Genomic DNA, 21,842 nt, shown 5'->3' on the forward strand with positions numbered 1-21,842 from the left:
CCACCCCCACGCCCGCCCCACCCCCCGCGCCCGCCCCCGCCCCCGTCGATCTAGGGCAAGTCGTTGCGAGTGGATCTCGCGTGGCGGCGATTCTCCCTAGATCGACGCGGGAGTGGCCCCGGAGAGCCGGCGCAGCCGGGTGACCGCTTCGGCGAGCACCTCCGGGCGCTTGCAGAAGGCGAAGCGGACCAGTCGGCGGCCCGCGTCGGCGTCGTCGTAGAAGACCTGCGTCGGCACCGCCACCACGCCGCAGCGCTCCGGCAGCGAGCGGCAGAACTCCACGCCGTCCCGGCCGCCGAGCGCGCCGACGTCGGCGGTGACGAAGTAGGTGCCCTCGGGCACCAGCACGTCGAACCCGGCGTCGGTGAGGCCACCGACGAGCTGGTCACGTTGCTGCTGGAGCCCGTCCCGGAAGCCGGTGTAGTAGTCGTCGGGCAGGGCCAGCGCCACCGCGACCGCGGGTTGCAGTGGGGCGGCGTTGACGAAGGTGAGGAACTGCTTCACCCGCAGCACCGCCGAGACCAGCGCGGCCGGGCCGCTCGCCCAGCCGACCTTCCACCCCGTGCAGGAGAACGTCTTGCCGGCCGAGGAGATGCGCAGCGTCCGTTCGCGCATCCCGGGCAGGGCGGCCAGCGACACGTGTGGGCTCGTCGCGTCCGTGAAGACCAGGTGCTCGTACACCTCGTCGGTGACCGCGTACGCGCCGTACTCCTGGCACAGCTCGGCGACCAGCGTCAGCTCGGCCGGCGTGAAGACCTTGCCGGTCGGGTTGTGCGGTGAGTTGAGCAGCACCAGCCGGGTCCGCGGCCCGAACGCCGCGCGCAGCGCGGCCGGGTCGAAGGCGTACCGGCCGTCGGCCGTGGGACGCAGGGTGACCGGCCGCCGCACCGCGCCGGCCAGTGCGATCGAGGCAGCGTACGAGTCGTAGTACGGCTCGAAGCAGACCACCTCGTCGCCCGGTTCGCAGAGAGCGAGGATGCTGGCCGCGACCGCCTCGGTCGCACCCGCGGTGATGACGATCTCGCCGTCCGGGTCGTACGCCAGGTCGTGGAACCGGCGCTGGTGGGCCGCCACCGCCGCGCGTAGGGCGGGGATCCCCGGACCGGGCGGGTACTGGTTCTGCCCGGCGCGCAGCGCCTCGGCGGCGGCGGCCAGCATCTCCGGTGGGCCGTCGGTGTCCGGGAAGCCCTGGCCGAGGTTGACCGCGCCGGTCCGGACCGCGAGGGCGGACATCTCGGCGAAGATCGTCGTGCCGAAGGGCCGCATCCTGGCAACCAGCGGATCGGCATCGGTGCTCGTCGTCACCCACGCCAGCCTACGGGCATGCCCGGCCGAACCCCAGCCTCACTCGGGCCCGCGTGATCGACTCCAGATCACTGACCTCGGGGTGACGTGGACGGCCGGATGCCGCGATATCGCGGACCTCGTGTCGATCAGCTCATGAAGGGTATGGCGCGTTCGGGCCTGGACGATCGTCCCGATGACGCCGCCCACAGGCCCGATCGCTCAAATTCAGTGATTGTTTACCCGACTTTCGAGCACCACTGATGAGTGAAACTGGGTTAAGCTGCGGGCCATGTGTGGAATCGTGGGATACGCGGGCGCGCGCCCGGCACTCGGCATCGTGCTCGACGGGCTCCGGCGGCTCGAATACCGCGGCTACGACTCGGCGGGCGTCGCGATCGTCTGCGACGACCAACTGCTGATCGAGAAGAAGGCCGGCAAGCTGGCCAACCTGGAGAAGGTGCTCTCCGAGCGGGCCGCGAGCAGCCCCGAGGACTGCGCGGCCAGCCCGCTCGGCATCGGCGACGGCACCACCGGCATCGGGCACACCCGCTGGGCCACCCACGGCGGCCCGACCGACCGCAACGCCCACCCACACGTCGCCCCCGACGGCCGGGTCGCGGTGATCCACAACGGCATCATCGAGAACTTCGCCAAGCTCCGCGCCGAGCTGGAGGCCGACGGCGTCCAGTTCACCAGCGACACCGACACCGAGTGCGCCGCGCACCTGCTCGCCGCCGCGCTGACCGAGCTGCGCGCCGCCGGTCAGCCGGACGGCCCGCAACTGCTCGCCGCCGGCATGCGGGTGGTCTGCCAGCGGCTGGAGGGCGCGTTCACCCTGCTCGCGGTCGACGCCGCGGTGCCCGGCGCGGTCGTCGGCGCCCGGCGCAACTCGCCGCTGGTGGTCGGCCGGGGCGACGGGGAAAACTACCTGGCCAGCGACGTGGCCGCGTTCATCGAGCACACCCGGGAAGCGGTCGAGCTGGGCCAGGACCAGATCGTCCTGATCACCGGTGACAGCATCGAGATCACCGACTTCGACGGCCAGCCCGCCGCCGGCAAGGACTTCCACATCGACTGGGACTCCTCCGCCGCGGAGAAGGGCGGCTACGACTGGTTCATGCTCAAGGAGATCGAGGAGCAGCCGCAGGCCATCGCCGACACGCTGCTCGGCCGGCTCACCGAGACCGGTGAGATCGCGCTCGACGAGGTCCGCCTCAGCGACCAGGATCTGCGCGACGTCGACAAGATCTTCATCGTGGCCTGCGGCACCGCGTACCACGCCGGCATGGTCGCCAAGTACGCCATCGAGCACTGGACCCGGATCCCGTGCGAGGTGGAGCTGGCCAGCGAGTTCCGCTACCGCGACCCGGTGCTCGACCGGTCCACGCTGATCGTGGTGATCTCGCAGTCCGGCGAGACGATGGACACCCTGATGGCGTTGCGCCACGCCAAGGAGCAGAAGGCCCGGGTGCTGGCGATCTGCAACACCAACGGCTCGACGATCCCCCGCGAGTCCGACGCGGTGCTCTACACCCACGGCGGGCCGGAGATCGCCGTCGCCTCCACCAAGGCGTTCCTCACCCAGGTCGTCGCCTGCTATCTGATCGGCCTGCACCTGGCCCAGGTGCGGGGGATCAAGTTCGCCGACGAGGTGGGCGCGGTCGTCGCGCAGTTGCAGGAGATCCCCGGCAAGCTGCGTGAGCTGCTCGACCGCATCGAGCCCGTGCGTGAGCTGGCCCGGGAGCTGAAGTCCGAGCCCACCGTGCTGTTCATCGGCCGGCACGTCGGCTACCCCGTGGCACTCGAGGGCGCACTCAAGCTCAAGGAGTTGGCGTACATGCACGCCGAGGGCTTCGCCGCCGGCGAGCTGAAGCACGGCCCGATCGCTCTCATCGACCAGGGCACCCCGGTGATCTGCGTGGTGCCCTCGCCGGTCGGTCGGGGGATGCTGCACGACAAGGTCGTCTCCAACATCCAGGAGGTACGGGCGCGCGGCGCACGCACCATCGTGATCGCCGAGGAGGGCGACGAGGCCGTCGTCCGGTACGCCGACCACCTCATCTACGTGCCGCGTACGCCGACCCTGCTGGCCCCGCTGGTCACCACGGTGCCGCTCCAGGTGCTCGCCGCCGAGATCGCCGCCGCCCGTGGGCACGACGTGGACCAGCCCCGCAACCTGGCCAAGTCGGTCACCGTCGAGTAACCGCCGCTGGCATCCCAGGGCCCCGGTCGCCACATCTCTGGTGGCCGGGGCTCCCTGGCGAGCGGGTCGGACCCGAGCCACCGTCAGCGGCCCAGCACGATGCGGGCCATCCCGTCCAACGCCGGGTTGCCCGGGTCCCAGTAGCCGGCGTGCCCGCCCCGGCCACTGGGAAAGACCCGCCCCCCGAACGCGTGATCGGCCGGGTCGGTGCCGAACCACAACTCGTGCCCCGCCCGGCCCAGCACGGCGGCGAGCGGCGAGACACCGAGCAGGGCGCGCCCGGCCAGCTCGTCGACGGGTTGGGCCAACCGGATCACGTCGTCGACGGCGCGACTGGCCCAGACCTGCCCGGGTGGCAGGCCCAACTCGGCGGCGTGCGGCGCGCCGACCCCGGGCGAGCCGACGAAGACCAGCGCGTCGGCGGCCAGCCCGTGCTCGCGGGCGGCCACGCCCACCACCAGCGACCCGTAGCTGTGCCCGAGCACGGTCTGCCGGGCCGGCGGCCCTTCGTGGCTGGCCCGTAGCCCCTCCTGGAACCGGTGCAACGCCGGACCGGCGTCGTGTGCCTGGCGGGCCGAGGCCGCCTCGGGCAGAAAATCGGGCGCGTCGTAATCCAGCCAGAGCACCGCCGCGCTGCGTTCACCCGGAGCGAGTGCGGCGCACCGACCCAGCACCCGCGCCGCCCGGTCCAGCTCGCCGGGCGCGTCGTCGAGCCCGGCCGTCATCCCCGGCACGTAGGTCAGCACCCGGTCGGCGTGGTCCGGGTCGCCGAGCGCCACCACGACCCGGCCCTCGCCGGTCGGATCGAGCCCGAGCAGGTACGCCCGCGGGTCACCGGCCGCCAGTCGCCCGCTGAGCGCGTCCAGGCCGGCCAACCGTGCTGCGAGCCCGTGCAGCCGAACGGACGCGGCCGGCCCCGGTGGCACCCGGCCCAGCAACCGCCGCCGCTCGGCCAGCAACTCCTCGCGCCAGGCATCGAGCCGTAGCCGGTTGGCCTGGTCACGGGCGGCCACCGGCACCCCGTCCAGTCGGCCGACGAGGGCCGGCTCGTGCCCGACCAGCCACCGGCGCTGCGCCGGCGTCAACCCCGACCACCAGGCCCGAACCACTGCCGGCGGGGCGTCGGACGCCGGCCGGCCGGGCGGCGGCGGGGAGGCCCAGCCGGAGGCGGCGGCCCGGGACAGCTCGTCCAGCCGGTCGGCGGCCGCCCGGTCCGCCGTACCGGCACGGTCCAGCGCGTCCCGCAGTGCCGCCGCCACCCCCGCCGCCGCCACGCCGGCCCGCTCGCTCGGCCGGACCCGGGACGGGTCGGCGCGCACCCCGCCCGCCCGATCCACCAACAGGCCGGCCGCGTCGGCCAGGGCTACCGCCTCGGCGAGCCGCGCCTTGGCCACCGTCAGACGACCGGCCAGCTCGGCCAGCACTTGATCAACTTCGATCAGTGCGGGCGTGACCGAGGTCAGCTCGCCTCGCAGCCCGGCGAGCCGGACGTCCGCTGCCGTGGCGGCCGCACCCGACCAGCCGCCCCGCAGCCGCCCGGCTGCCCCGGCCAGCTCGCCGACCCGCCCCTCGACGGGGACGGTCAACCCGGCCCAGGCCGTGCCGGCGGCCCGCCATCCGCCTGGATCCGCCGCCCAGAGCTGCCGATAGCCGATGGTGGTCATCGGGGCAGCGCGCCGAAACGGCCAGCGGCCCGGTCGTCGACCGTCTCGTACGCCTCGGTCGCCGTTCGCACTCCGCCGGCGGTCGCCGCCACCTGGGCGCCCAGCTGGCACAGCCAGGCGTGCCCGGCCGCCTCCAGACCGGCCAGGGCCGCGCCGGCCCGCCAGCCCGGCGCCGCCACCAGCAGCCCGGGCGCCCCGGCCAGGCCCAGCGCCAGTCGGTGCGCGGCGTCGTCGAGTGCCCCGGCCACGGCACGCAGCTCCTGCGGACGGACGGCGAACGGCTCCTCGGTCATGACCACACCCCCATGGGCAATCGGCATCGACGCGCCGACGTTAGGCGTGGCCCGTACGCCCCGGGTGGCCCTGTGGACGACCGGCGGTGGCCGTACCCCCGGGCTGTCCACAGGCATTGCCCACCGCGAACCCGACGGCTAATCTGCCGCCTCCGCCGCCGGTAGGGTGATCTGGTGATCGTCGCGGTCGGCATCGACGTCGCCCGCGAGCGGATGGGGGCACGGTGGCATGAGACCGGTGTGGCGGGTGAGTGACGTACGGGCGGCCGAGGCGGGCCTGATGGGCACGCTGCCGGACGGCACGCTGATGCAGCGGGCCGCCGCAGGCCTGGCCCGGCGGGCGGCGCTGCTGCTCGCCGAGCGGGGCGGGGTGTACGGCGGGCAGGTGCTGCTGCTGGTCGGCTCCGGCGACAACGGCGGCGACGCGCTGTACGCCGGGGAGCGGCTGGCCCGCCGGGGCGTGGCCGTGTCCGCCCTGCTGCTCACCCCCGGGAGGGCCCACGCCGCCGGGCTGGCCGCGCTGCGGGCCGCGGGTGGCCGGCTGGTGGACCGCCCGAGCGGCCCCGTCGACCTGGTCCTCGACGGCATCGTCGGGATCGGTGGAAAAGGTGGGTTGCGGGCGGCCGCGGACGAGGTGGTCCAGGGCCTCGGTGACCTGCGCGGGCGCGACGGCGGCCGGGCCACCGTGCTCGCCGTGGACGTGCCGAGCGGGGTGGCGGTGGACACCGGGCACGTGCCGCTGGCCGCCTCCGGCCGGCCCAGCGCGGTCCGCGCCGACGTGACGGTGGCCTTCGGCGCGTTGAAGCCGGCCCTGGTGGTCGGGCCGGCCGCAGCCCTGGCTGGTCAGGTGGAGCTGGTCGACATCGGGCTGCGACCGTGGCTGCGCGGCACACCGGCGTTGCAGGTCACCGAGTGGTCCGACCTGGTCGACTGGTGGCCCCGGCTGGGCCCGGCATCGGAGAAGTACACCCGGGGTGTGGTCGGCGTGGCGACCGGCTCGGCGACCTACCCGGGCGCGGCGGTGCTCTCCGTCGGCGGAGCTCTGGCCGGCCCGACCGGCATGGTCCGCTACGCCGGTGGCGCCCGGGCCGAGGTCCTGCACCAGCACCCCTCGGTGATCGCCACCGGGCGGGTCGCCGAGGCGGGCCGGGTGCAGGCGTGGGTCTGCGGTTCCGGGCTGGGCACCGGCGAGGACGCGGCGGCGGAGCTGCGCGCCGTACTGGCCGCGCCGGTGCCGGTGGTGCTCGACGCCGACGCGCTGACCCTGCTGGTCGACGGCTCGCTCGCCGACCGGCTGCGTGGCCGGGACGCGCCGATCGTGGTCACTCCGCACGACCGGGAGTTCGCCCGGCTCTGCGGGGAGGAACCCGGCGCCGACCGGGTCGCCGCCGCACTGCGACTGGCCGCCTGGATGAACGCCGTGGTGCTGCTCAAGGGGGACCGCACGGTCATCGGCACCCCGGCCGGCCAGGCGTACGTCAACCCGACCGGCACCCCGGCGCTGGCCACCGGCGGCACGGGCGACGTGCTGGCCGGGCTGCTGGGCTCGCTGCTGGCGGCCGGAGTGCCCGCGGACCGGGCGGCGGCCTCGGCGGCCTACCTGCATGGTCTTGCCGGCCGGGAGGCGGCCCGGGGCGGCCCGGTGACCGCGCCCGACGTGGCGACCGCCCTGCGCCCGGTTGTCGCCCAACTCGGCTGATCATGCCGCTTCCGGATGGAACGGCGGGATCGATCACCCGGGACGTGCGTCGCCGCCCACGGTGATCACGGCGGAAAGTAGGCTTGGCGCATGTGGCAGGCCGAGGTACGCGTCGATCTTGATGCGATCCGTGCGAACGTGAGCCAACTCCGCGCCGGCACCAACGCCGAGCTGATGGCGGTGGTGAAGGCCGACGGGTACGGCCACGGCATGGTCCCTGCCGCCCGGGCGGCGCTCGACGCCGGCGCGGACTGGCTCGGCGTCTGCACCCTCGACGAGGCGCTGACCCTGCGCCGTGCGGGGATCACCGTGCCGGTGCTGGCCTGGCTGCTCGCCCCCGGTCTGCCGCTGCACGAGGGGGTCGGCGCCGGGGTGGACCTGGCCGCGGCCAGCCTGTCGCAACTCGACGAGATGGTCGAGGCGAGTCGGCGCGCCGAACGGCCGGCCCGCCTGCACCTGAAGATCGACACGGGGCTGTCCCGGGGCGGGGCGACCGTCGCCGACTGGCCGGCGCTGCTGGATGCCGCCACCAAGGCCCAGGCCGACGGCCTGGTCGAGGTGGTCGGCGTGTGGAGCCACTTCGTGTACGCGGACATGCCGGGCCACCCGACCACGGACCGGCAGTTGGCCGTCTTCCACGAGGGGCTGGCCATGGTCGAGCGGGCCGGGCTGCGCCCGCGCTGGCGGCACCTGGCCAACTCGGCGGCCACCCTGACCCGCCCGGACACCCACTTCGATCTGGTCCGCCCCGGCGTGGCCATCTACGGGCTCTCCCCGGTGGCCGGCGAGACGTACGGGCTGCGGCCGGCGATGACCGCGCGGGCCCGGGTCATGCTCACCAAGCGGGTGCCGTCCGGCACCGGAGTCTCCTACGGCCACACCTACACCACGACGGACGACGCGAACCTGGCCGTGGTGCCGCTCGGGTACGCCGACGGCGTACCCCGGCACGCGTCCAACAGCGGCCCGGTGCAGCTCGCCGGTGCGCGGCGGACCATCTCCGGGCGGGTCTGCATGGACCAGTTCGTGGTCGACTGCGGCGACGACCCGGTGGCCGACGGCGACGTGGCGACGCTCTTCGGCAGCGGCGCCGACGGTGGACCCACCGCCGACGACTGGGCCGAGGCCGTCGGCACGATCAACTACGAGATCGTCACCCGGTTCGGAGGCACGCGCGTGCCACGGGTGTACGACGGCGAGCGGCCATGAGCGCGTACCGCATCCCGCGACCGCGGACCGCGGCCGGCCGGGTCGCCGGGCTCGTCGGCGCCGCGGTCGGTGTCGCCGCGGCCGGGCTGGCGGCCGGTGTCGCGACCGAGCGCACCCTGGTCCGCCGGCTCAAGGCCGACAAGGGCGACCGCTACGCGCACGAGACGTTCGGCGAGCAGCGGTACGACGACGCGTTCCGGCTGGAGCTGCCGGACGGCACGGACATCCACGTCGAGGTGGTCGAGCCGACCCGGCCGTTGCCCGGGCGCCCGACGGTCGTGCTGGTGCACGGCTTCTGCCTGGACATGGGCACGTTCCACTTCCAGCGCCAGATGCTCGCCGCGCGCGGCGAGCACCGGATCGTGGCGTACGACCAGCCCGGTCACGGCCGGTCCGGCCGACTGGAGACCGGCGAGTACGACCTCGCGGTGCTCGGCCGGACGTTGCGTCAGGTGATCGACCGGACCGCCCCGGACGGGCCGCTGGTGCTGGTCGGCCACTCGATGGGTGGCATGACCATCATGGCGTTCGCCGAGCTGTTTCCGGAGCTGTTCGGTGACCGGGTGGTGGGCACCGTCCTGATGGCCACCTCGGGCGGGTTGCTGGCGGAGACCAAGCTGGTCGCGCCGGCGCTGCTCGGCCGGGTCGGTGGCCCGGTGCTGTACATGGTCAGCAACGCCACCCGGTACGGCGGCCCGGTGATCGACAAGGCCCGCAAGTCGACCTCGAACGTGGCCTGGCTGCTCACCCGCAAGTACGGCTTCGGCACGCGCAAGCCCAGCCCGGCGCTCGTGTCGTACGTGGAGACGATGAACTCCCGCACGTCCGCCGACACGGTCACCCGCTACCTGCGGACCCTGGCCACCCACTCGCGGTTCCCGGCGCTCGCGGCGCTGGCCGACACTCCGGTGCTCGTGGTCGTCGGCGACAAGGACATGATCACTCCGGTGACCCACTCCGAGGAGATCGTCCGGCGACTGCCGCACGCCGAGTTCGTGAAGATCGAGGACAGTGGGCACGTGGTGATGTTGGAGCACGCGGACGAGGTCAACGCGGCGCTGACGCGGTTCCTCGGGTCGCTGGAGAGCACGGAGGAACGGTGAGTCACGTCGTCAAGCTGCCGACCGTCGAGGACACCCGGGAGTTCGGCCGCCGGCTGGCCGGGCTGCTACAGCCCGGTGACCTGGTGCTGTTGACCGGTCCGCTGGGTGCCGGCAAGACGGCACTCACCCAGGGCATCGGCGCCGGGCTCGGGGTGCTCGGGGCCGTCACCTCGCCGACGTTCGTGATCGCCCGGGTGCACCGGCCCGATCCGGCCCAGGGCGGTCGGGTGGCGTTGGTGCACGCCGACGCTTACCGGCTGGGCACCGCCGTCGACCCGCGCGCCGAGATCGACGACCTGGACCTGGACGCCTCGGTGGACGAGTCGGTGACCGTGGTGGAGTGGGGCGAGGGCCTGGTGGAGCAGTTGGTGGACGCGCACCTGCGGGTACGCCTCGACCGCCACGACGACGACACCCGGATCGTCGAGCTGGAGCCGGTCGGTGGTGACTGGGCTCGACGGATCGCTGTCGTACCCGGTGCCTAGAGTTCGGGGGACTGAGCCGCGCTGTGAGAGGTTGCTGATGCCCGACGACACCCCCGCCCTGGACCTGCTGGCGCTCCTACCGGAGCAGTGGCGTGCCGCGCTCACCCCGCACCTGGATCAGGCGCGCACCGGGGCGTTGGCCGAGTTCGTCGCCCGGGAGTACGCGACGCAGACCGTCTTCCCGCCGCTGGCGGACCTGTTCTCGGCGTACCAGCTCTGCCCGCCGCAGAGCACCCGGGTGCTGATCCTCGGTCAGGATCCCTACCACCGGGCCGGGCAGGCGCACGGGTTGAGCTTCAGCGTTCGCGCCGGCGTGGCGGTGCCGCCGTCGCTGCGCAACGTCTTCAAGGAGCTGGGCGAGGATCTGGGCGTGCCCAAGCCGCCCAGCGGCAACCTCGACGGCTGGGCCGCGCAGGGGGTGCTGCTGCTCAACGCGGTGCTGACCGTCCGGCAGGCGACCCCGGGCTCACACGCCAACTCCGGCTGGGAAGAGTTCACCGACGCCACCATCCGCGCGCTGGACGCCTCGCCGGAGCGGGTGGTCTTCCTGCTCTGGGGCGGCTACGCCCGCAAGAAGGCCGCGCTGGTCACCAACCCGCACCACGTGGTGCTCGAGGCCGGCCACCCGAGCCCGATGAACCCGCGCGGCTTCCTCGGCAGCCGTCCGTTCAGCGCGGCCAACAAGGCGCTCGCGGACGCGGGCCTGCCCACCATCGACTGGGAGCGCACCGCCGGCTGAGCTGGCCCGGCCGCGTTCTGCTTGCGGCGCGGCCGGCGCCCGGCCACCCTCCGCCGGCGAGCTGCCCCCCGGCCGGGGCACCGGGACCGATCGGCGCGCGGGTGTGCGGGGCGCGCGGCGGGAGCCTGCGGAGCGGATGGCGGGGCGGGGTGTGACCGGGTGTGGTGGCGGGGCGGCTAGGCTGGTTCACCGTGCTCGTACTCGTGGTGGACAGCTCGACTCCTGCGGTGACCGCGGCACTGGTGGAGGTCTCGGCGGACGGCGTGGTGTCCCGGGCGCACCGGTGCACGGTCGATGCCCGTGCGCACGGCGAACTACTCGCTCCCCAGATTGACGCGGTTCTCGCCGACGTCGACGCGCGCCCGCGTGACCTGGGCGCCATCGTCGCCGGGCTCGGCCCAGGCCCGTTCACGGGGCTGAGGGTCGGCCTGGTCACCGCCGCCACCATGGGGCAGGTGCTCGGCATCCCCACGTACGGTGTCTGCTCGCTGGACGGCATCGGTCACCCGGCCGCGGCCGGCGAGCCGGTGCTGGCCGCCAGCGATGCCCGCCGCAAGGAGCTCTACTGGGCCGTCTACGACGGTGCCGGCCAGCGGATCCTCGGGCCCGAGGTGTCCACACCGGCGGTGGCCGCCGCGCGAGCCCGCGAGTTGCAGGCGACGGTCGCGGTGGGTGACGGCGCCCACCGGTACGCGGATACCCTCGGCCTTCCGGTCCGGGTTGAGCCGCGCTACCCGGACGCCACCGTGCTGGCGCTGCTCGCCGCCGAACGGATCCGCGCTGGCGCGCCCGGTGAGCGACTCACCCCGCTCTACCTGCGCCGCCCGGACGCCGTGGCGGCGACCGGCCACAAACCGGTCCTGCCATGAGCGTGCGGCTGGAGCGGTTCCGTTGGTGGCACATCGACCAGGTGCTCCCCATCGAGGAGGACCTCTTCGGTGCCGAGCAGTGGTCGCCGGGGATGTTCTGGAGCGAGCTGGCCAACGGGCACTACTACCGCGTCGCCACCGACCCCGACGGTGCGGTGCTCGCCTACGCCGGGCTCGCGGGTGCCCCGCCGGACGAGGTGTGGGTGCAGAACATCGCCGTTCGTCGGGACGTTCAGCGGCGCGGCATCGCGCGGGCCCTGCTGGAGGATCTGCTCGCCGAGGCGGCGCGGCGCGGCGCCCGCAACACCCTGCTCGAGGTCGCCGTCGACAACGCCGCTGCCCAGCGGCTGTACGCGACGTACGGATTCGAGCCGATCGGGGTGCGGCGCGGCTACTACCAACCGAGCAACACCGACGCGCTGGTCATGCAGCGTGTCGCCGAGCCGACCGGGGACGGACCACACGACCATGACTGACGAACCGCTGATCCTGGGCATCGAGACCTCCTGCGACGAGACCGGCGTCGGCATCGTGCGGGGGCACACCCTGCTGGCCGACGCGCTCGCCTCGAGCGTCGAGGAGCACGCCCGGTTCGGGGGCGTGGTGCCCGAGGTGGCCAGCCGGGCCCACCTGGAGGCCATCGTCCCGACCATGGAACGGGCGTTGAGCGAGGCCGGCGTCACCCTGGCCGACATCGACGCCATCGCGGTCACCTCCGGGCCCGGGCTGGCCGGCGCGCTGCTGGTCGGCGTCGCCGCCGCCAAGGGGTACGCGGTCGCCGCCGAGAAGCCGGTGTACGGCGTCAACCACCTGGCCGCCCACGTTGCCGTGGACACCCTGGAGCACGGCCCGCTGCCCGAACCCGCCATCGCGCTGCTGGTCTCCGGCGGCCACTCGTCGCTCCTGCTGGTCGACGACCTGGCCCGGGGCGTCACCCCGCTCGGCGCCACCATCGACGACGCGGCTGGCGAAGCGTTCGACAAGGTCGCCCGGCTGCTCGGACTGCCGTTCCCGGGCGGCCCGCCCATCGACCGGGAGGCCCGGGCCGGCGACGCCGCCGCGATCGCCTTCCCGCGCGGCCTGACCGCCGCCAAGGACCTTGCGGCGCATCGGTACGACTTCTCGTTCTCCGGGCTGAAGACCGCGGTGGCCCGCTGGGTCGAGGCCCGGCAGCGCGCCGGTGAGCCGGTGCCGGTCGCCGACGTGGCCGCGTCCTTCCAAGAGGCGGTCTGTGATGTGTTGACCGCCAAGGCGATCGCCTCCTGTCGCGCCAACGGCATCGACACCCTGGTGATCGGCGGGGGAGTGGCGGCGAACTCGCGACTGCGGGCGATGGCCGAGCAGCGGGCCGAGAAGCACGGCATCCGGGTCCGGGTGCCACGGCCGAAGCTCTGCACCGACAACGGGGCGATGGTGGCCGCGCTCGGGTCGCACCTGGTTGCCGCCGGGGTCGCGCCGAGCCGGCTGGACCTGCCCGCAGACTCGGCGCTGCCGCTCACCACGGTCAGCGTGTGACGGGGGCTGCGGACATGATCGTGCGGATGTGGGAGGCGCGCGCCGAGTCGTACGGCGTCGCCGACCTGATCACCTGGGTGTGCGACACCGCTCTGCCCGAGTTCGAGCACGACCCGTTGCACCTGTCCAGTGAGGTGTTCTCCTCCACCGACCACCGGGTGGTGGTCATCTCAAAGTGGCGCAGCAATCCGCGTCCACTGCCCGAGCCGCCCGCCCTGCTGGTGGCCCGCGCCCCGCACTCCTGGGATTTCACCCAGGTCGACCGCTGAGGATCGCCCACCGTGCCCGCCGTGAGCTGCGGCACCCTGGGCGGTAATTGGTTCGCCCCATTCCGGTCCGGCCGCCTAGCGTCGAGCCGTCATGCGCTTCTCACTGGCCGGCGACCCCGGCGTACCTGACTCTCGGTCGGCGACCCGCTATCTGGTCTGGGTCGCCAGCCGACACAAGCGGTTGTTCACCGTCGGCGTCGCGCTCGGTGTGGTGTGGATGGTGGCCCAGGCGCTGATGCCGGCCGCCGTCGGCCGGGCCGTCGACGGACTGGCCCACCGTGACGAGAGATCTCTGCTCACCTGGGGGCTGGTGCTGTTCGGGCTGGGCGTGCTCCAGGCGGTCGCCGGGATCCTGCGGCACCGCTGCGCGGTGCACAACTGGCTGGCCGCCTCGTACCGGACGGTGCAGTTGACCGTGGGGGCCACGAACCGGCTCGGCGCCGGGCTGCCCCGCCGGGTGGCGGCCGGCGAGGTGGTGAGCATCGGTACGTCCGACATCGGCCAGATCGGGCACGCCGTGGACATCACCGCCCGTGGTGCCGGTTCGCTGGTCGCGATCGTCACTGTCGCGGTGATCCTGCTGAACGCCTCGATGCCGCTCGGGCTGGTCGTGGTGTGCGGCGTACCGCTGCTGATGGCGGTGGTGGCGCTGCTCATCCGGCCGCTGCACCACCAGCAGCAGGCGTACCGGGATGCGGAGGGGGCGCTGACCGCCCGGGCCGCCGACATCGTCTCCGGGCTGCGGGTGCTGCGCGGCGTCGGTGGTGAACCGGTGCTGTCCGCCGGCTACCGGACGCGGTCGCAGTCGCTTCGTACGCACGGCCTGCGGGTGGCCCGGGTGGAGTCGCTGTTGGAGGCCGCGCAGGTGCTGCTCCCCGGCGCCTTCCTGGTGCTGGTGACCTGGCTGGGTGCCCGCTTCGCGCTGCGTGGCGAGATCAGCGCCGGACAGTTGGTCGCCTTCTACGGCTACACCGCCTTCCTGGTCAGCCCGCTGCGGAATCTCACCGAGGCGGTCGACAAGCTGACCCGTGGGCACGTGTCGGCCCGTCGGGTGGTCCGGTTGCTGCGGCTCACCCCGGACCTGCTGGACCCGGCGCAGCCGGCGGCGCTGCCCGACGGGGTGGGGGAGTTGACCGATCCCAGCTCCGGTGTGGTGCTGCACCCCGGCCGCTTCACCGCGCTGGCGGCCACGGCCCCCGAGGACGCGGCGGCGATCGTGGACCGGCTCGGCCGGTACACCGACTCGGACGCCATGCTGCACGGCGTACCGCTGCGGGGGCTGGCGCTGGCGACGGTGCGCGCGCGGATCCTGGTGGCCGACAACGACGCACATCTGTTCACCGGCCCGCTCCGCGCGGAGCTGGACCCGCACGACCGGGGCGACGACGCGGCGCTCGCGGCGGCGCTGGTCGCGGCGAGCGCGACGGACATCGTCGAGGCCCTGCCCGACGGGCTGGACAGCCTGGTGGCCGAGCGCGGCCGCGAGTTCTCCGGCGGGCAGCGGCAGCGGCTGCGGCTGGCCCGCGCGTTGGTCGCCGACCCGGAGTCCCTGCTGCTGGTCGAGCCGACGAGCGCGGTCGACGCGCACACCGAGGCCCGGATCGCGGAACGGCTGGGCGACGCCCGCGCCGGCCGGACCACCCTGGTGTGCACCACGAGCCCGCTGGTGCTCAGCCACGCCGACCGAGTGATCTTCGTGGAGGACGGCAAGGTGGTGGCCGAGGGGACGCACGCCGAGTTGCTGGACGGCGAGCCGCGCTACCGGGCGACGGTCAGCCGGGAGGAGGACTGATGGGCACCGCACTGCCGGTCGCCGACGCGAAGCAGGTCCGCCGGTACGCGCGGACGCTGGCCCGCCGGCACCCGCGCGCGCTGGCCGTCGCGCTCGGCCTGCACGCGTTGGCCGCCGCGGCCGGGTTGGTCGCTCCGCGGCTGCTCGGCGACCTGGTGGAGGGCATCTCCCGAGGCGTCGGACAGTCCACGGTGGATCGGATCGCGCTGCTCATCGGCGGTTTCGTGGTGGCCCAGTCGGTGCTGGTCCGGTTCGCCTACCTGGCCTCGGCCCGGCTCGGTGAGCGGGTGCTCGCCGAGCTGCGCGAGGAGTTCGTGGACCGGATCCTCGACCTGCCGCTGGCCACCGTCGAGCGCGCCGGCACCGGGGACCTGCTCACTCGGACGTCCCGGGACGTCTCCGCGTTGTCCCGTACCGTCCGCATGGCCGTGCCCGAGACGCTGATCGCGGTGGTCACCGCCGGGTTCATCGTCGGCGCGCTGGTGCTGATCGGCCCGCTGCTCGCGCTGCCCTGCCTGCTGGCGGTGCCCATGCTCTGGGCCGGCACCCGCTGGTACCTGCGCCGCGCCCCCGACGGCTACCTGCGCGAGAACGCCGCCTACTCGGACATCACCGACGGGATCAGCGAGACCGTCGAGGGTTCGCGGACCACGGAGGCGCTGCGGCAGCAGGCGCGCCGCCGGGCCCGCACCGACGCCGACATCCGCCGGTCGTACGCCGCCGAGCGGTACACCCTCAACCTGCGGACCGTCTTCTTCCCGGTGGCCGAGATCGGGTACGTGGTGCCGGTGGTCGCCACGCTGCTCATCGGCGGTTGGTTCTACCTGCGGGGCTGGGTCAGCCTCGGCCAGGTCACCGCGGCCACCCTCTACGTGCAGCAGTTGGTGGACCCGGTCGACCGACTGCTCTCCTGGCTGGACGAGCTGCAGGTGGGCGGCGCGTCGATGGCCCGTCTGCTCGGGGTGGCCCGGCCCGACGACACCCCGTCCGCCACGTCGCCGACGCCTGCTCCATCCTCCGGCGCAGGGTCCGAGCAGCTCGTCGCCCGGGACGTCCGGTACGCGTACCGGGCTGGGCGGGACGTCCTGCACGGCGTGACCCTGGTCCCGAGGCCGGGGGAGAAGCTGGCCATGGTGGGGCCGTCCGGCGCTGGGAAGTCCACACTGGGCCGTCTGCTGGCCGGGGTGCACGCCCCGCGCAGCGGCTCGGTCACCGTGGCCGGCCGTCGCCTGGACGAGCTGCCGCTGGACGAACTGCGGTCACACGTCGCCCTGGTCACCCAGGAGCACCACGTCTTCATCGGCACGGTACGGGAGAACGTGGCGATGGTCCGGCCGGGCGCCGACCCGGCCCAGGTGCGGGCGGCGCTCGCCGCGGTGGCCGCCCTGGAGTGGGCCGATGCGCTGCCCGACGGGCTGGACACGGTGGTCGGCGCCGGTGGCCATCCGCTCTCCCCGGCGCAGGCGCAGCAGTTGGCGCTGGCCCGGTTGGTGCTGGCCGACCCGCACACCCTGGTGCTGGACGAGGCGACCTCGCTGATCGACCCGCGCGCCGCCCGTGAGCTGGAACGATCGCTGGCTGCGGTGCTGGCCGGCCGTACGGTGATCGCCATCGCGCACCGCCTCTTCTCGGCGCACGACGCCGACCGGGTGGCGGTGGTGGAGGACGGTCGGATCACCGAGCTGGGCGCACACGACGACCTGGTGGCGGCCGACGGCTCGTACGCCGCGCTGTGGCGCTCCTGGCACCAGGCCGACCAGCCCAGCGCGGGTCAGCCTGGTGCCGGGGAGCCCGGCAGCGACGAGCTCGCCGGCGATGGTCAGCTGCGGCGCAGCATCCGGTAGGTGGCGATCCCGCCGGTGCCCAACGCGGCGAGGAAGACCAGCCAGACCACGGTGCTGCTGACCCCGGACCGCGGGCCGGCGTTCGCGGCGGCGGCGGCCAGCAGCCCGTCCTTGCCGGGCGCGGGCAGCGCCGCTGGCGGCAGCTCCGCCCAGCGGACCAGTCCGGTGCTCTCCAGCATCTGCATGTGGTGCATGACGAAGCCGTTGGCGTCGTCGCAGAGTTTGCGGACGGTGGCGTCCCGGGTGCTGGCCCGCACCGCGCCGATCACCGGGAAGATCTTGCCGTGGGCCACCCGGAGCCGGGTGACGAAGATCTGGTCGAACCGGGCGCCGGAGGCGTTCTGCATCTCCGACAACCAGCCCTTCTGCTCGGCGGTCGGCTCGGTCGGGATGCTCGCGCCCAGCTTGTTGGCCGCATCCACGACGAGCTGGTCGAGCCGCTGGTGCTCGGTGGCGATGCCCGCGCCGATCTCCCGGACCTTGGCCGACTGCCCCTTCTCGGCGGCCATCTGACCGGCCGGCATCTCCCACAGCCCGGCCAGCCGCACCCCGTTGAGCAGGGTCATGTCGGCGGCGTTGAGCTGCTGACCACCGGCGGGAGCGGCGACGGCCACGCCGGGGAGGACCCCGACCGCCGCGACGATCGCGATGAGCAGCATCGCCGCCCGGTGGGCCCGATTGCCCGGCCGACGACGGGCGGATCTGAGCGGTGCCATGTCTGCGGTGCCTCCTCGGTCCGGACCGGAACGCGTCTGGACAGCCGCACCCTGCCGGCCGCCCGTCCGTCCACTGATACGGACTCGTCGCTCGATCAGTTCATCGGACGGCCCGGGAGTGCCCGAGATCCACGTCAGGATGACAGCGGCGGACCAGGGGTATCGACCCTGGCAAATAAGGTGCCCAATGGACCTTGACGCTCATCGATGCGCACCGTAAGAATTGTGTCTCGGAGAGCGACGATCAATTGCCGGCGATCGATCCCCGAGGGGATGCCGGTCAACACGGGGGGTGGCAGCGGTGTCGATGACCCATGTCCTGAAACGGGTTACCCGAGCATGACCGGGTCCGCCTTCGCCCTCGGCCTGATCATCTGCGCGATCGCCGCCGTCCTCGTCTCCGCCGGGCTCGGCAAGCTCGCGGCTCCCGGTGCGAGCCGGGAGGCGATCGCCGCGCTCCTCCGGCTTCCCGAGCCCGCCGCGCAGCGGGCCGTACGCCTGCTGGCCGTGGTGGAGACGCTCACCGGCGTGGCGCTCCTGGTTCCCGATCTGCGGACCGCCGGGGCTGTTCTCGCCGGCGTCCTCGGCCTCGCCTTCGCTGGCGCCGGCCTGCTCGGCCGCGCTCGCGGCCTGGCGACGCCCTGCGGCTGCTTCGGCCAACGCGACAGTCGCCCGCTGGGCCTGCGCTCGGTGCTCGTCGGGCTCGCCCTCGCTGCCGGGGCGCTCGCCGTGCTGCGGAGCGGAGCCGACGCCGCCCCGCGTACCGACCTGCTTCCGATCGGCGTCGCAGGCATCGTCGTGCTGCTCGCCGTTTGGATCTGGCGGGACACCGCCCGTGAGCTGGTCCGCCCCCGGCCGACCTCGACCGCCAACCACTGAGGAGTGCGCTATGACCTACGTGTTCGGGATCGCCCTTCTGATCCTCGCCGGTGGCGTGGTGGTCCTCTTCGCGATGCTCGGTCAGCTCGCCGACCGCGCGGGTGTCACCCCGTCCCAGGGCAGCGGCGTCCGACTGTTGGAGGAGGCTCGCGTCGGCCACGTGCCGGCCGCCTGGCCCGCCGGTCTGGCCGGCTTCGGTGACGGGCCGCTGCGGATCGTCCTGGTGCTCAGTACGGCCTGCTCCAGTTGCCGTACGGTGGCCGGCCAACTCGCCGACCAGACCGACGTGTCGGACATCGCGGTGGCCGTCTCCACCGCGGATGCCGCCGTTGGCGCGGAGTTCGTCGCCGCGAACGGGCTGTCCCGCCTGCCGCACCACGTGGACGAGGGTGGTGACTGGGTCTCCGGCGAGTTCGGCATCTCGGTCAGCCCGGCGGCCCTCGTGTTCCGGGACGGGATGCTGATCTCCGCTCTGGCGTTCACCGACTTCACCATGCTGCGGTCGACGGTCTCGCCGACCCGCCAACGCGTCTAGGGCCCCTCCGACCACCGCACCCTCCAGCAGCTGGAAAGGAGTCCGCCATGGTCGTCTGGGTCGTCCTCGGGATAACCGGCGCCATGCTGCAGGCCCTCAGCCCTTGAGGCGTGTCCATGGCCGGGGTCGCCGGTCCCATGTTGCGTCGGAACGTGTTCGAGGGCGTTCGGTTCCTGGTCGGCCTCGCGGTTGGTGGGCTGATCGCCGGTGTGGTCCTCGCGGTTCCGGTGTATTTCGCGGGCTCCCTGCTCCAGCAGGCCCTGCCCGAGTGGCTACGACTGCTGCTGCTGGCGGCGGTCGCCGGGTGGCTCGGCGTCGCCGACCTGCGGGATCGCACGCCGCACATCTGGCGGCAGGTCCCCCAGCGGCTGGTCCGCACCCTGCCGGGCGGGACGCTCGGCGTCGTCTGGGGCATTGACCTGGGACTGCTCTTCACCACGCAGAAGACGGTGTCGCTGATCTGGGTGTCGCTGGCTGCCGTCCTGCTGGTGGACGCGGGCTCGGCACCGCTGGTGCTCTTCTGCGTCGTCCTCGTCGCGAGTCTGCTCGTGTCGCTGTGGAGCCTGACCAGGTACGCCGACCTACCGGAGAAGAGGAGTCGGAAATGGGTGGTCCGGGCACGGCGCATCTCGGGCGCGACGATCCTGGCCGTCGCGCTGGCCCTCGTCGCGGCGGTCGTCCTGACATGACCCCGATCCTGGAGCTGGACCCCGCCAAGGGGCAGGTCGTGGTGACGCGGTTCAACTGCGGCAGCCTGCCCAAGGTGCTGCTGATCCTGGTGCTGCACGTGCGCATGAAACGGCACGTCCGGCGGGCCGCCAAGGGCTATCTCGGCATCAAGGTGCTGGTCGACTGGCGGCAGCGGGCGGTCCTCAGCATCTCGCTCTGGCAGGACCTCGACAGCGTCTACTCGATGGGCGGCATCCCCCGACACGTCGGCGCCGCCCGGACCCCGGGCCGACTCGGCATCACCACCACCTGCGGCGTCTTCTGCTACGCCGGCGAGTGGACGCGGGTCATGTTCGGCGGAGGCACCCGGGCCGCCTCACCGCTGCACAAGCCAGCTCCGGTTCCCGAACCGGAGCCGCAACCGGCCAGCACCTCGACCGTGTGAAGGAAGGGCGTCCATGAACTACCTGACGATCATCGTGCTGCTGCTCGTGGCGGGCGCGGTCGTGCTGCTGTTCGCCATGGCCGGCGAGCTGTACGCCCGGACCGGTGGGCTGGAGGGGTCGCCGGAATCGACCCCCGGCGGCACCGGCGTGCGACCGCTCGAGGGTGCCCGGTTCGGCTCCCGACCGGGCACCTGGCCGGCGCCCTTCGCCCAGTTCGGCACCGGAGGGCCACACCTGCTTCTGGTGCTCAGCACGAGCTGCGCGAGTTGCGAGGAGGTCGCGGCGCAGCTCGCCGACCAACCCGACTCCGACGATGTCGGTGTCGTCGTCACCTCGGCCACGTTCGACGACGCGGCCGAGTTCGTTCAGCGTCATGGCATCGCCCGGTTGCCGTACCACGTCGACGAGGGCGCTGCCTGGGTCTCCACCGAGTTCGGCGTCAAGATCAGCCCGTCCGCCGCGGTCATCAAGGACGGACGGCTGGTTTCCGCATTGTTGTTCACCGATGTCGCGGCAGTCCGTGCCGCGGTGCAGGCAACGAAGGAGGCGGTATGAGCAACGACGAACACGAGGCCCCCCGGTCTCGTGGAGGCGGAACCCGGCGCGGGTTCCTCGCCAAGCTGGGCGCGATCGGCCTGGTCACCTCGGGCGCGGTATTCGCCCGATCCACTCCGGCGATGGCGGCCAACTACCAGTGCTGCAACCTCGTCTACCCGCCGCCCAGCAGCAAGTTCATCACGTTCGCCAAGTGCCGGGCGGCAACGAACTACACCTGGTCGTGCACCACGTCCGGCGGCTTCCTCTGGTGCCAGTGCTGTGAGAAGAAGTCCGGCAGCACGACCGTGGGCTCGGCCGCGTCCTGCCAGTACGGCTGATCGTCAGCAACTCCCCGATTGCAGCACCGCCACTGTGAACAGAAAGGGGTCGTGCAGTGAAACTTCCCATCGACCGTGGCCTCGTCGTCGTGGACGAACAGGCCGACGGCACCCGGACCGTCCGGATCTGTGCCGAGATCAAGAACGGTGAGGCCGTCGACGTCTTCGCCGAGCACAACGGCGCCACCCGGGTGAAGGTCCACGACGGGGTGACCCTGACCCGCCGTGGTCAGCGTAGCTACTCCACCCAGATCCTCGAGGTGTTCGACGAGGAGGGTGTCGTCAACATCAAGCGGGTCAGCTCACACAGCTGACCGACGGGCTGTCGGGTGGGGCGGGGCCACGCCCCACCCGGTGGTCGCGCGTCCCGCGGGATCACCCCGGTCGAGCGGACCGGGTCAGCGGGTGACGGCGAGGAAGCCGCCGAGCAGCAGCAGGGTGAGCGCGGCGACGGCGAAGAGCACCAACAGCTCCCGGCGACCGTACCCACTGGGGTCGCCTGCGGTCGTCGCGTCGGCGTTCGGGTCGGGCAGGGCTGGCAGGTCACGGGTCAACAGGGCCAGGTCACCGAGGGTGCGCGCGGCCCACACCGCGCCGACCCGCTCGGAGAACTCGTCCAGCGTGAGGCGGCCGGCCGCGGTGTGCTGGTGCAGCTCGGTGACCACCCGGTTGCGGTCGTCGTCGGAGGCACGCAGCTCGACATCCACGCCGCACAGGGTACGCGGATCAGCGCGCGTCGAGGGGAGCCGTT

General features: G+C 73.3%; 24 protein-coding genes. 19 read left to right on the top strand and 5 right to left on the bottom strand.

The annotated features are described in order from the left end of the window. Positions 1 to 96: 96 nt before the first annotated feature. Positions 97 to 1,305: a pyridoxal phosphate-dependent aminotransferase gene (locus tag V6V47_RS30980; RefSeq protein ID WP_334632075.1), complete on the bottom strand. Its 1,209-nt coding sequence runs from the start codon at positions 1,303 to 1,305 to the stop codon at positions 97 to 99. Positions 1,306 to 1,576: 271 nt separating this feature from the next. On the opposite strand from V6V47_RS30980, the gene glmS reads away from it, so the two are divergent. Continuing rightward, positions 1,577 to 3,490 (top strand): glutamine--fructose-6-phosphate transaminase (isomerizing), encoded by a 1,914-nt coding sequence (glmS, locus tag V6V47_RS30985; RefSeq protein WP_334632076.1) that lies wholly within the window; start codon positions 1,577 to 1,579, stop codon positions 3,488 to 3,490. An 83-nt stretch (positions 3,491 to 3,573) separates the two neighbouring features. On the opposite strand, the gene V6V47_RS30990 is transcribed toward glmS, so the two are convergent. Next, positions 3,574 to 5,154, bottom strand: coding sequence for an alpha/beta hydrolase (locus V6V47_RS30990; RefSeq protein WP_334632077.1), 1,581 nt, complete (start codon positions 5,152 to 5,154; stop codon positions 3,574 to 3,576). Beyond that, the gene (locus tag V6V47_RS30995) at positions 5,151 to 5,447 is read right to left on the bottom strand and encodes a type VII secretion target (protein ID WP_334632078.1); all 297 of its coding nucleotides are present in this window, start codon (positions 5,445 to 5,447) and stop codon (positions 5,151 to 5,153) included. The genes V6V47_RS30990 and V6V47_RS30995 overlap by 4 nt, the downstream gene beginning before the upstream one ends. 229 nt (positions 5,448 to 5,676) lie before the next feature. Between V6V47_RS30995 and V6V47_RS31000 the strand changes: the two genes are divergently transcribed. The 11 genes from V6V47_RS31000 (at position 5,677) to V6V47_RS31050 (ending at position 16,971) form a co-directional block, all read left to right on the top strand. Continuing rightward, a complete protein-coding gene (locus V6V47_RS31000; protein WP_334632079.1) occupies positions 5,677 to 7,146 on the top strand; it encodes an NAD(P)H-hydrate dehydratase in 1,470 nt (489 codons plus the stop codon). 90 nt (positions 7,147 to 7,236) lie between these two features. Beyond that, complete coding sequence (alr, locus tag V6V47_RS31005; RefSeq protein ID WP_334632080.1) at positions 7,237 to 8,355, top strand: alanine racemase; 1,119 nt, start codon at positions 7,237 to 7,239, stop codon at positions 8,353 to 8,355. Further along, a complete protein-coding gene (locus V6V47_RS31010) occupies positions 8,352 to 9,458 on the top strand; it encodes an alpha/beta fold hydrolase (RefSeq protein WP_334632081.1) in 1,107 nt (368 codons plus the stop codon). Before alr ends, V6V47_RS31010 begins: the two co-directional genes overlap by 4 nt. After that, the gene (gene tsaE / locus V6V47_RS31015; RefSeq protein ID WP_334632082.1) at positions 9,455 to 9,943 is read left to right on the top strand and encodes a tRNA (adenosine(37)-N6)-threonylcarbamoyltransferase complex ATPase subunit type 1 TsaE; all 489 of its coding nucleotides are present in this window, start codon (positions 9,455 to 9,457) and stop codon (positions 9,941 to 9,943) included. The genes V6V47_RS31010 and tsaE overlap by 4 nt, the downstream gene beginning before the upstream one ends. Positions 9,944 to 9,980: 37 nt before the next feature. Next, positions 9,981 to 10,682 (top strand): uracil-DNA glycosylase, encoded by a 702-nt coding sequence (gene ung, locus V6V47_RS31020; RefSeq protein WP_334632084.1) that lies wholly within the window; start codon positions 9,981 to 9,983, stop codon positions 10,680 to 10,682. A 191-nt stretch (positions 10,683 to 10,873) separates the two neighbouring features. Continuing rightward, the gene (tsaB, locus tag V6V47_RS31025) at positions 10,874 to 11,551 is read left to right on the top strand and encodes a tRNA (adenosine(37)-N6)-threonylcarbamoyltransferase complex dimerization subunit type 1 TsaB (protein ID WP_334632086.1); all 678 of its coding nucleotides are present in this window, start codon (positions 10,874 to 10,876) and stop codon (positions 11,549 to 11,551) included. Further along, positions 11,548 to 12,027, top strand: a complete 480-nt coding sequence (rimI, locus tag V6V47_RS31030) for a ribosomal protein S18-alanine N-acetyltransferase (RefSeq protein WP_334632088.1) — start codon at positions 11,548 to 11,550, stop codon at positions 12,025 to 12,027. The genes tsaB and rimI overlap by 4 nt, the downstream gene beginning before the upstream one ends. After that, entirely contained in the window at positions 12,020 to 13,066 is a 1,047-nt protein-coding gene (tsaD, locus tag V6V47_RS31035; RefSeq protein ID WP_334632089.1) for a tRNA (adenosine(37)-N6)-threonylcarbamoyltransferase complex transferase subunit TsaD, read from the top strand. Before rimI ends, tsaD begins: the two co-directional genes overlap by 8 nt. 14 nt (positions 13,067 to 13,080) lie before the next feature. After that, the gene (locus tag V6V47_RS31040) at positions 13,081 to 13,335 is read left to right on the top strand and encodes a hypothetical protein (RefSeq protein ID WP_334632107.1); all 255 of its coding nucleotides are present in this window, start codon (positions 13,081 to 13,083) and stop codon (positions 13,333 to 13,335) included. A gap of 91 nt (positions 13,336 to 13,426) precedes the next feature. Continuing rightward, on the top strand, positions 13,427 to 15,127 hold the full coding sequence (locus V6V47_RS31045; protein ID WP_334632091.1) for an ABC transporter ATP-binding protein: 1,701 nt from the start codon (positions 13,427 to 13,429) through the stop codon (positions 15,125 to 15,127). Beyond that, positions 15,127 to 16,971, top strand: coding sequence for an ABC transporter ATP-binding protein (locus tag V6V47_RS31050; RefSeq protein WP_334632092.1), 1,845 nt, complete (start codon positions 15,127 to 15,129; stop codon positions 16,969 to 16,971). The genes V6V47_RS31045 and V6V47_RS31050 overlap by 1 nt, the downstream gene beginning before the upstream one ends. Here the strand turns inward: V6V47_RS31050 and V6V47_RS31055 are convergent. Further along, positions 16,947 to 17,687 carry a DUF4142 domain-containing protein gene (locus tag V6V47_RS31055; protein WP_334632093.1) on the bottom strand — a complete coding sequence of 247 codons (741 nt, stop codon included), beginning with the start codon at positions 17,685 to 17,687 and terminating at the stop codon, positions 16,947 to 16,949. The two genes, V6V47_RS31050 and V6V47_RS31055, sit on opposite strands and share 25 nt — an antisense overlap. A gap of 339 nt (positions 17,688 to 18,026) precedes the next feature. Between V6V47_RS31055 and V6V47_RS31060 the strand changes: the two genes are divergently transcribed. The 7 genes from V6V47_RS31060 (at position 18,027) to V6V47_RS31090 (ending at position 21,405) form a co-directional block, all read left to right on the top strand. Next, positions 18,027 to 18,566, top strand: coding sequence for a MauE/DoxX family redox-associated membrane protein (locus V6V47_RS31060; protein ID WP_334632094.1), 540 nt, complete (start codon positions 18,027 to 18,029; stop codon positions 18,564 to 18,566). Between the two features lie 10 nt (positions 18,567 to 18,576). Then, positions 18,577 to 19,101: a hypothetical protein gene (locus tag V6V47_RS31065; RefSeq protein WP_334632095.1), complete on the top strand. Its 525-nt coding sequence runs from the start codon at positions 18,577 to 18,579 to the stop codon at positions 19,099 to 19,101. Positions 19,102 to 19,253: 152 nt separating this feature from the next. Beyond that, complete coding sequence (locus tag V6V47_RS31070; RefSeq protein WP_334632096.1) at positions 19,254 to 19,790, top strand: hypothetical protein; 537 nt, start codon at positions 19,254 to 19,256, stop codon at positions 19,788 to 19,790. Next, complete coding sequence (locus tag V6V47_RS31075) at positions 19,787 to 20,215, top strand: hypothetical protein (protein ID WP_334632097.1); 429 nt, start codon at positions 19,787 to 19,789, stop codon at positions 20,213 to 20,215. The genes V6V47_RS31070 and V6V47_RS31075 overlap by 4 nt, the downstream gene beginning before the upstream one ends. 13 nt (positions 20,216 to 20,228) lie before the next feature. Next, on the top strand, positions 20,229 to 20,771 hold the full coding sequence (locus tag V6V47_RS31080; protein WP_334632098.1) for a hypothetical protein: 543 nt from the start codon (positions 20,229 to 20,231) through the stop codon (positions 20,769 to 20,771). Next, positions 20,768 to 21,091: a hypothetical protein gene (locus V6V47_RS31085; RefSeq protein ID WP_334632099.1), complete on the top strand. Its 324-nt coding sequence runs from the start codon at positions 20,768 to 20,770 to the stop codon at positions 21,089 to 21,091. The genes V6V47_RS31080 and V6V47_RS31085 overlap by 4 nt, the downstream gene beginning before the upstream one ends. Before the next feature lie 56 nt (positions 21,092 to 21,147). Next, complete coding sequence (locus V6V47_RS31090; protein ID WP_334632100.1) at positions 21,148 to 21,405, top strand: hypothetical protein; 258 nt, start codon at positions 21,148 to 21,150, stop codon at positions 21,403 to 21,405. A gap of 84 nt (positions 21,406 to 21,489) precedes the next feature. Here V6V47_RS31090 and V6V47_RS31095 read toward each other — a convergent pair whose 3' ends face one another. Continuing rightward, positions 21,490 to 21,798: a DUF1707 SHOCT-like domain-containing protein gene (locus V6V47_RS31095; protein ID WP_334632101.1), complete on the bottom strand. Its 309-nt coding sequence runs from the start codon at positions 21,796 to 21,798 to the stop codon at positions 21,490 to 21,492. Between the last annotated feature and the right edge of the window lie 44 nt (positions 21,799 to 21,842).

This window comes from Micromonospora sp. CPCC 205539 (assembly GCF_036906815.1).
Taxonomy (GTDB): Bacteria; Actinomycetota; Actinomycetes; order Mycobacteriales; family Micromonosporaceae; genus Micromonospora.

Coding starts and splice junctions, on each gene's coding strand:
- V6V47_RS31000 (WP_334632079.1), top strand. CDS start 5,677: ATGAGACCGGTGTGGCGGGTGAGTGACGTACGGGCGGCCGAGGCGGGC.
- tsaD (WP_334632089.1), top strand. CDS start 12,020: ATGACTGACGAACCGCTGATCCTGGGCATCGAGACCTCCTGCGACGAG.
- V6V47_RS31045 (WP_334632091.1), top strand. CDS start 13,427: ATGCGCTTCTCACTGGCCGGCGACCCCGGCGTACCTGACTCTCGGTCG.
- ung (WP_334632084.1), top strand. CDS start 9,981: ATGCCCGACGACACCCCCGCCCTGGACCTGCTGGCGCTCCTACCGGAG.
- V6V47_RS31055 (WP_334632093.1), bottom strand. CDS start 17,687: ATGGCACCGCTCAGATCCGCCCGTCGTCGGCCGGGCAATCGGGCCCAC.
- glmS (WP_334632076.1), top strand. CDS start 1,577: ATGTGTGGAATCGTGGGATACGCGGGCGCGCGCCCGGCACTCGGCATC.
- V6V47_RS31085 (WP_334632099.1), top strand. CDS start 20,768: ATGAGCAACGACGAACACGAGGCCCCCCGGTCTCGTGGAGGCGGAACC.
- V6V47_RS31060 (WP_334632094.1), top strand. CDS start 18,027: ATGACCGGGTCCGCCTTCGCCCTCGGCCTGATCATCTGCGCGATCGCC.
- V6V47_RS31065 (WP_334632095.1), top strand. CDS start 18,577: ATGACCTACGTGTTCGGGATCGCCCTTCTGATCCTCGCCGGTGGCGTG.
- V6V47_RS31010 (WP_334632081.1), top strand. CDS start 8,352: ATGAGCGCGTACCGCATCCCGCGACCGCGGACCGCGGCCGGCCGGGTC.
- V6V47_RS31080 (WP_334632098.1), top strand. CDS start 20,229: ATGAACTACCTGACGATCATCGTGCTGCTGCTCGTGGCGGGCGCGGTC.
- V6V47_RS30990 (WP_334632077.1), bottom strand. CDS start 5,154: ATGACCACCATCGGCTATCGGCAGCTCTGGGCGGCGGATCCAGGCGGA.
- V6V47_RS31075 (WP_334632097.1), top strand. CDS start 19,787: ATGACCCCGATCCTGGAGCTGGACCCCGCCAAGGGGCAGGTCGTGGTG.
- V6V47_RS31050 (WP_334632092.1), top strand. CDS start 15,127: ATGGGCACCGCACTGCCGGTCGCCGACGCGAAGCAGGTCCGCCGGTAC.
- rimI (WP_334632088.1), top strand. CDS start 11,548: ATGAGCGTGCGGCTGGAGCGGTTCCGTTGGTGGCACATCGACCAGGTG.
- alr (WP_334632080.1), top strand. CDS start 7,237: ATGTGGCAGGCCGAGGTACGCGTCGATCTTGATGCGATCCGTGCGAAC.
- V6V47_RS30995 (WP_334632078.1), bottom strand. CDS start 5,447: ATGACCGAGGAGCCGTTCGCCGTCCGTCCGCAGGAGCTGCGTGCCGTG.
- V6V47_RS31040 (WP_334632107.1), top strand. CDS start 13,081: ATGATCGTGCGGATGTGGGAGGCGCGCGCCGAGTCGTACGGCGTCGCC.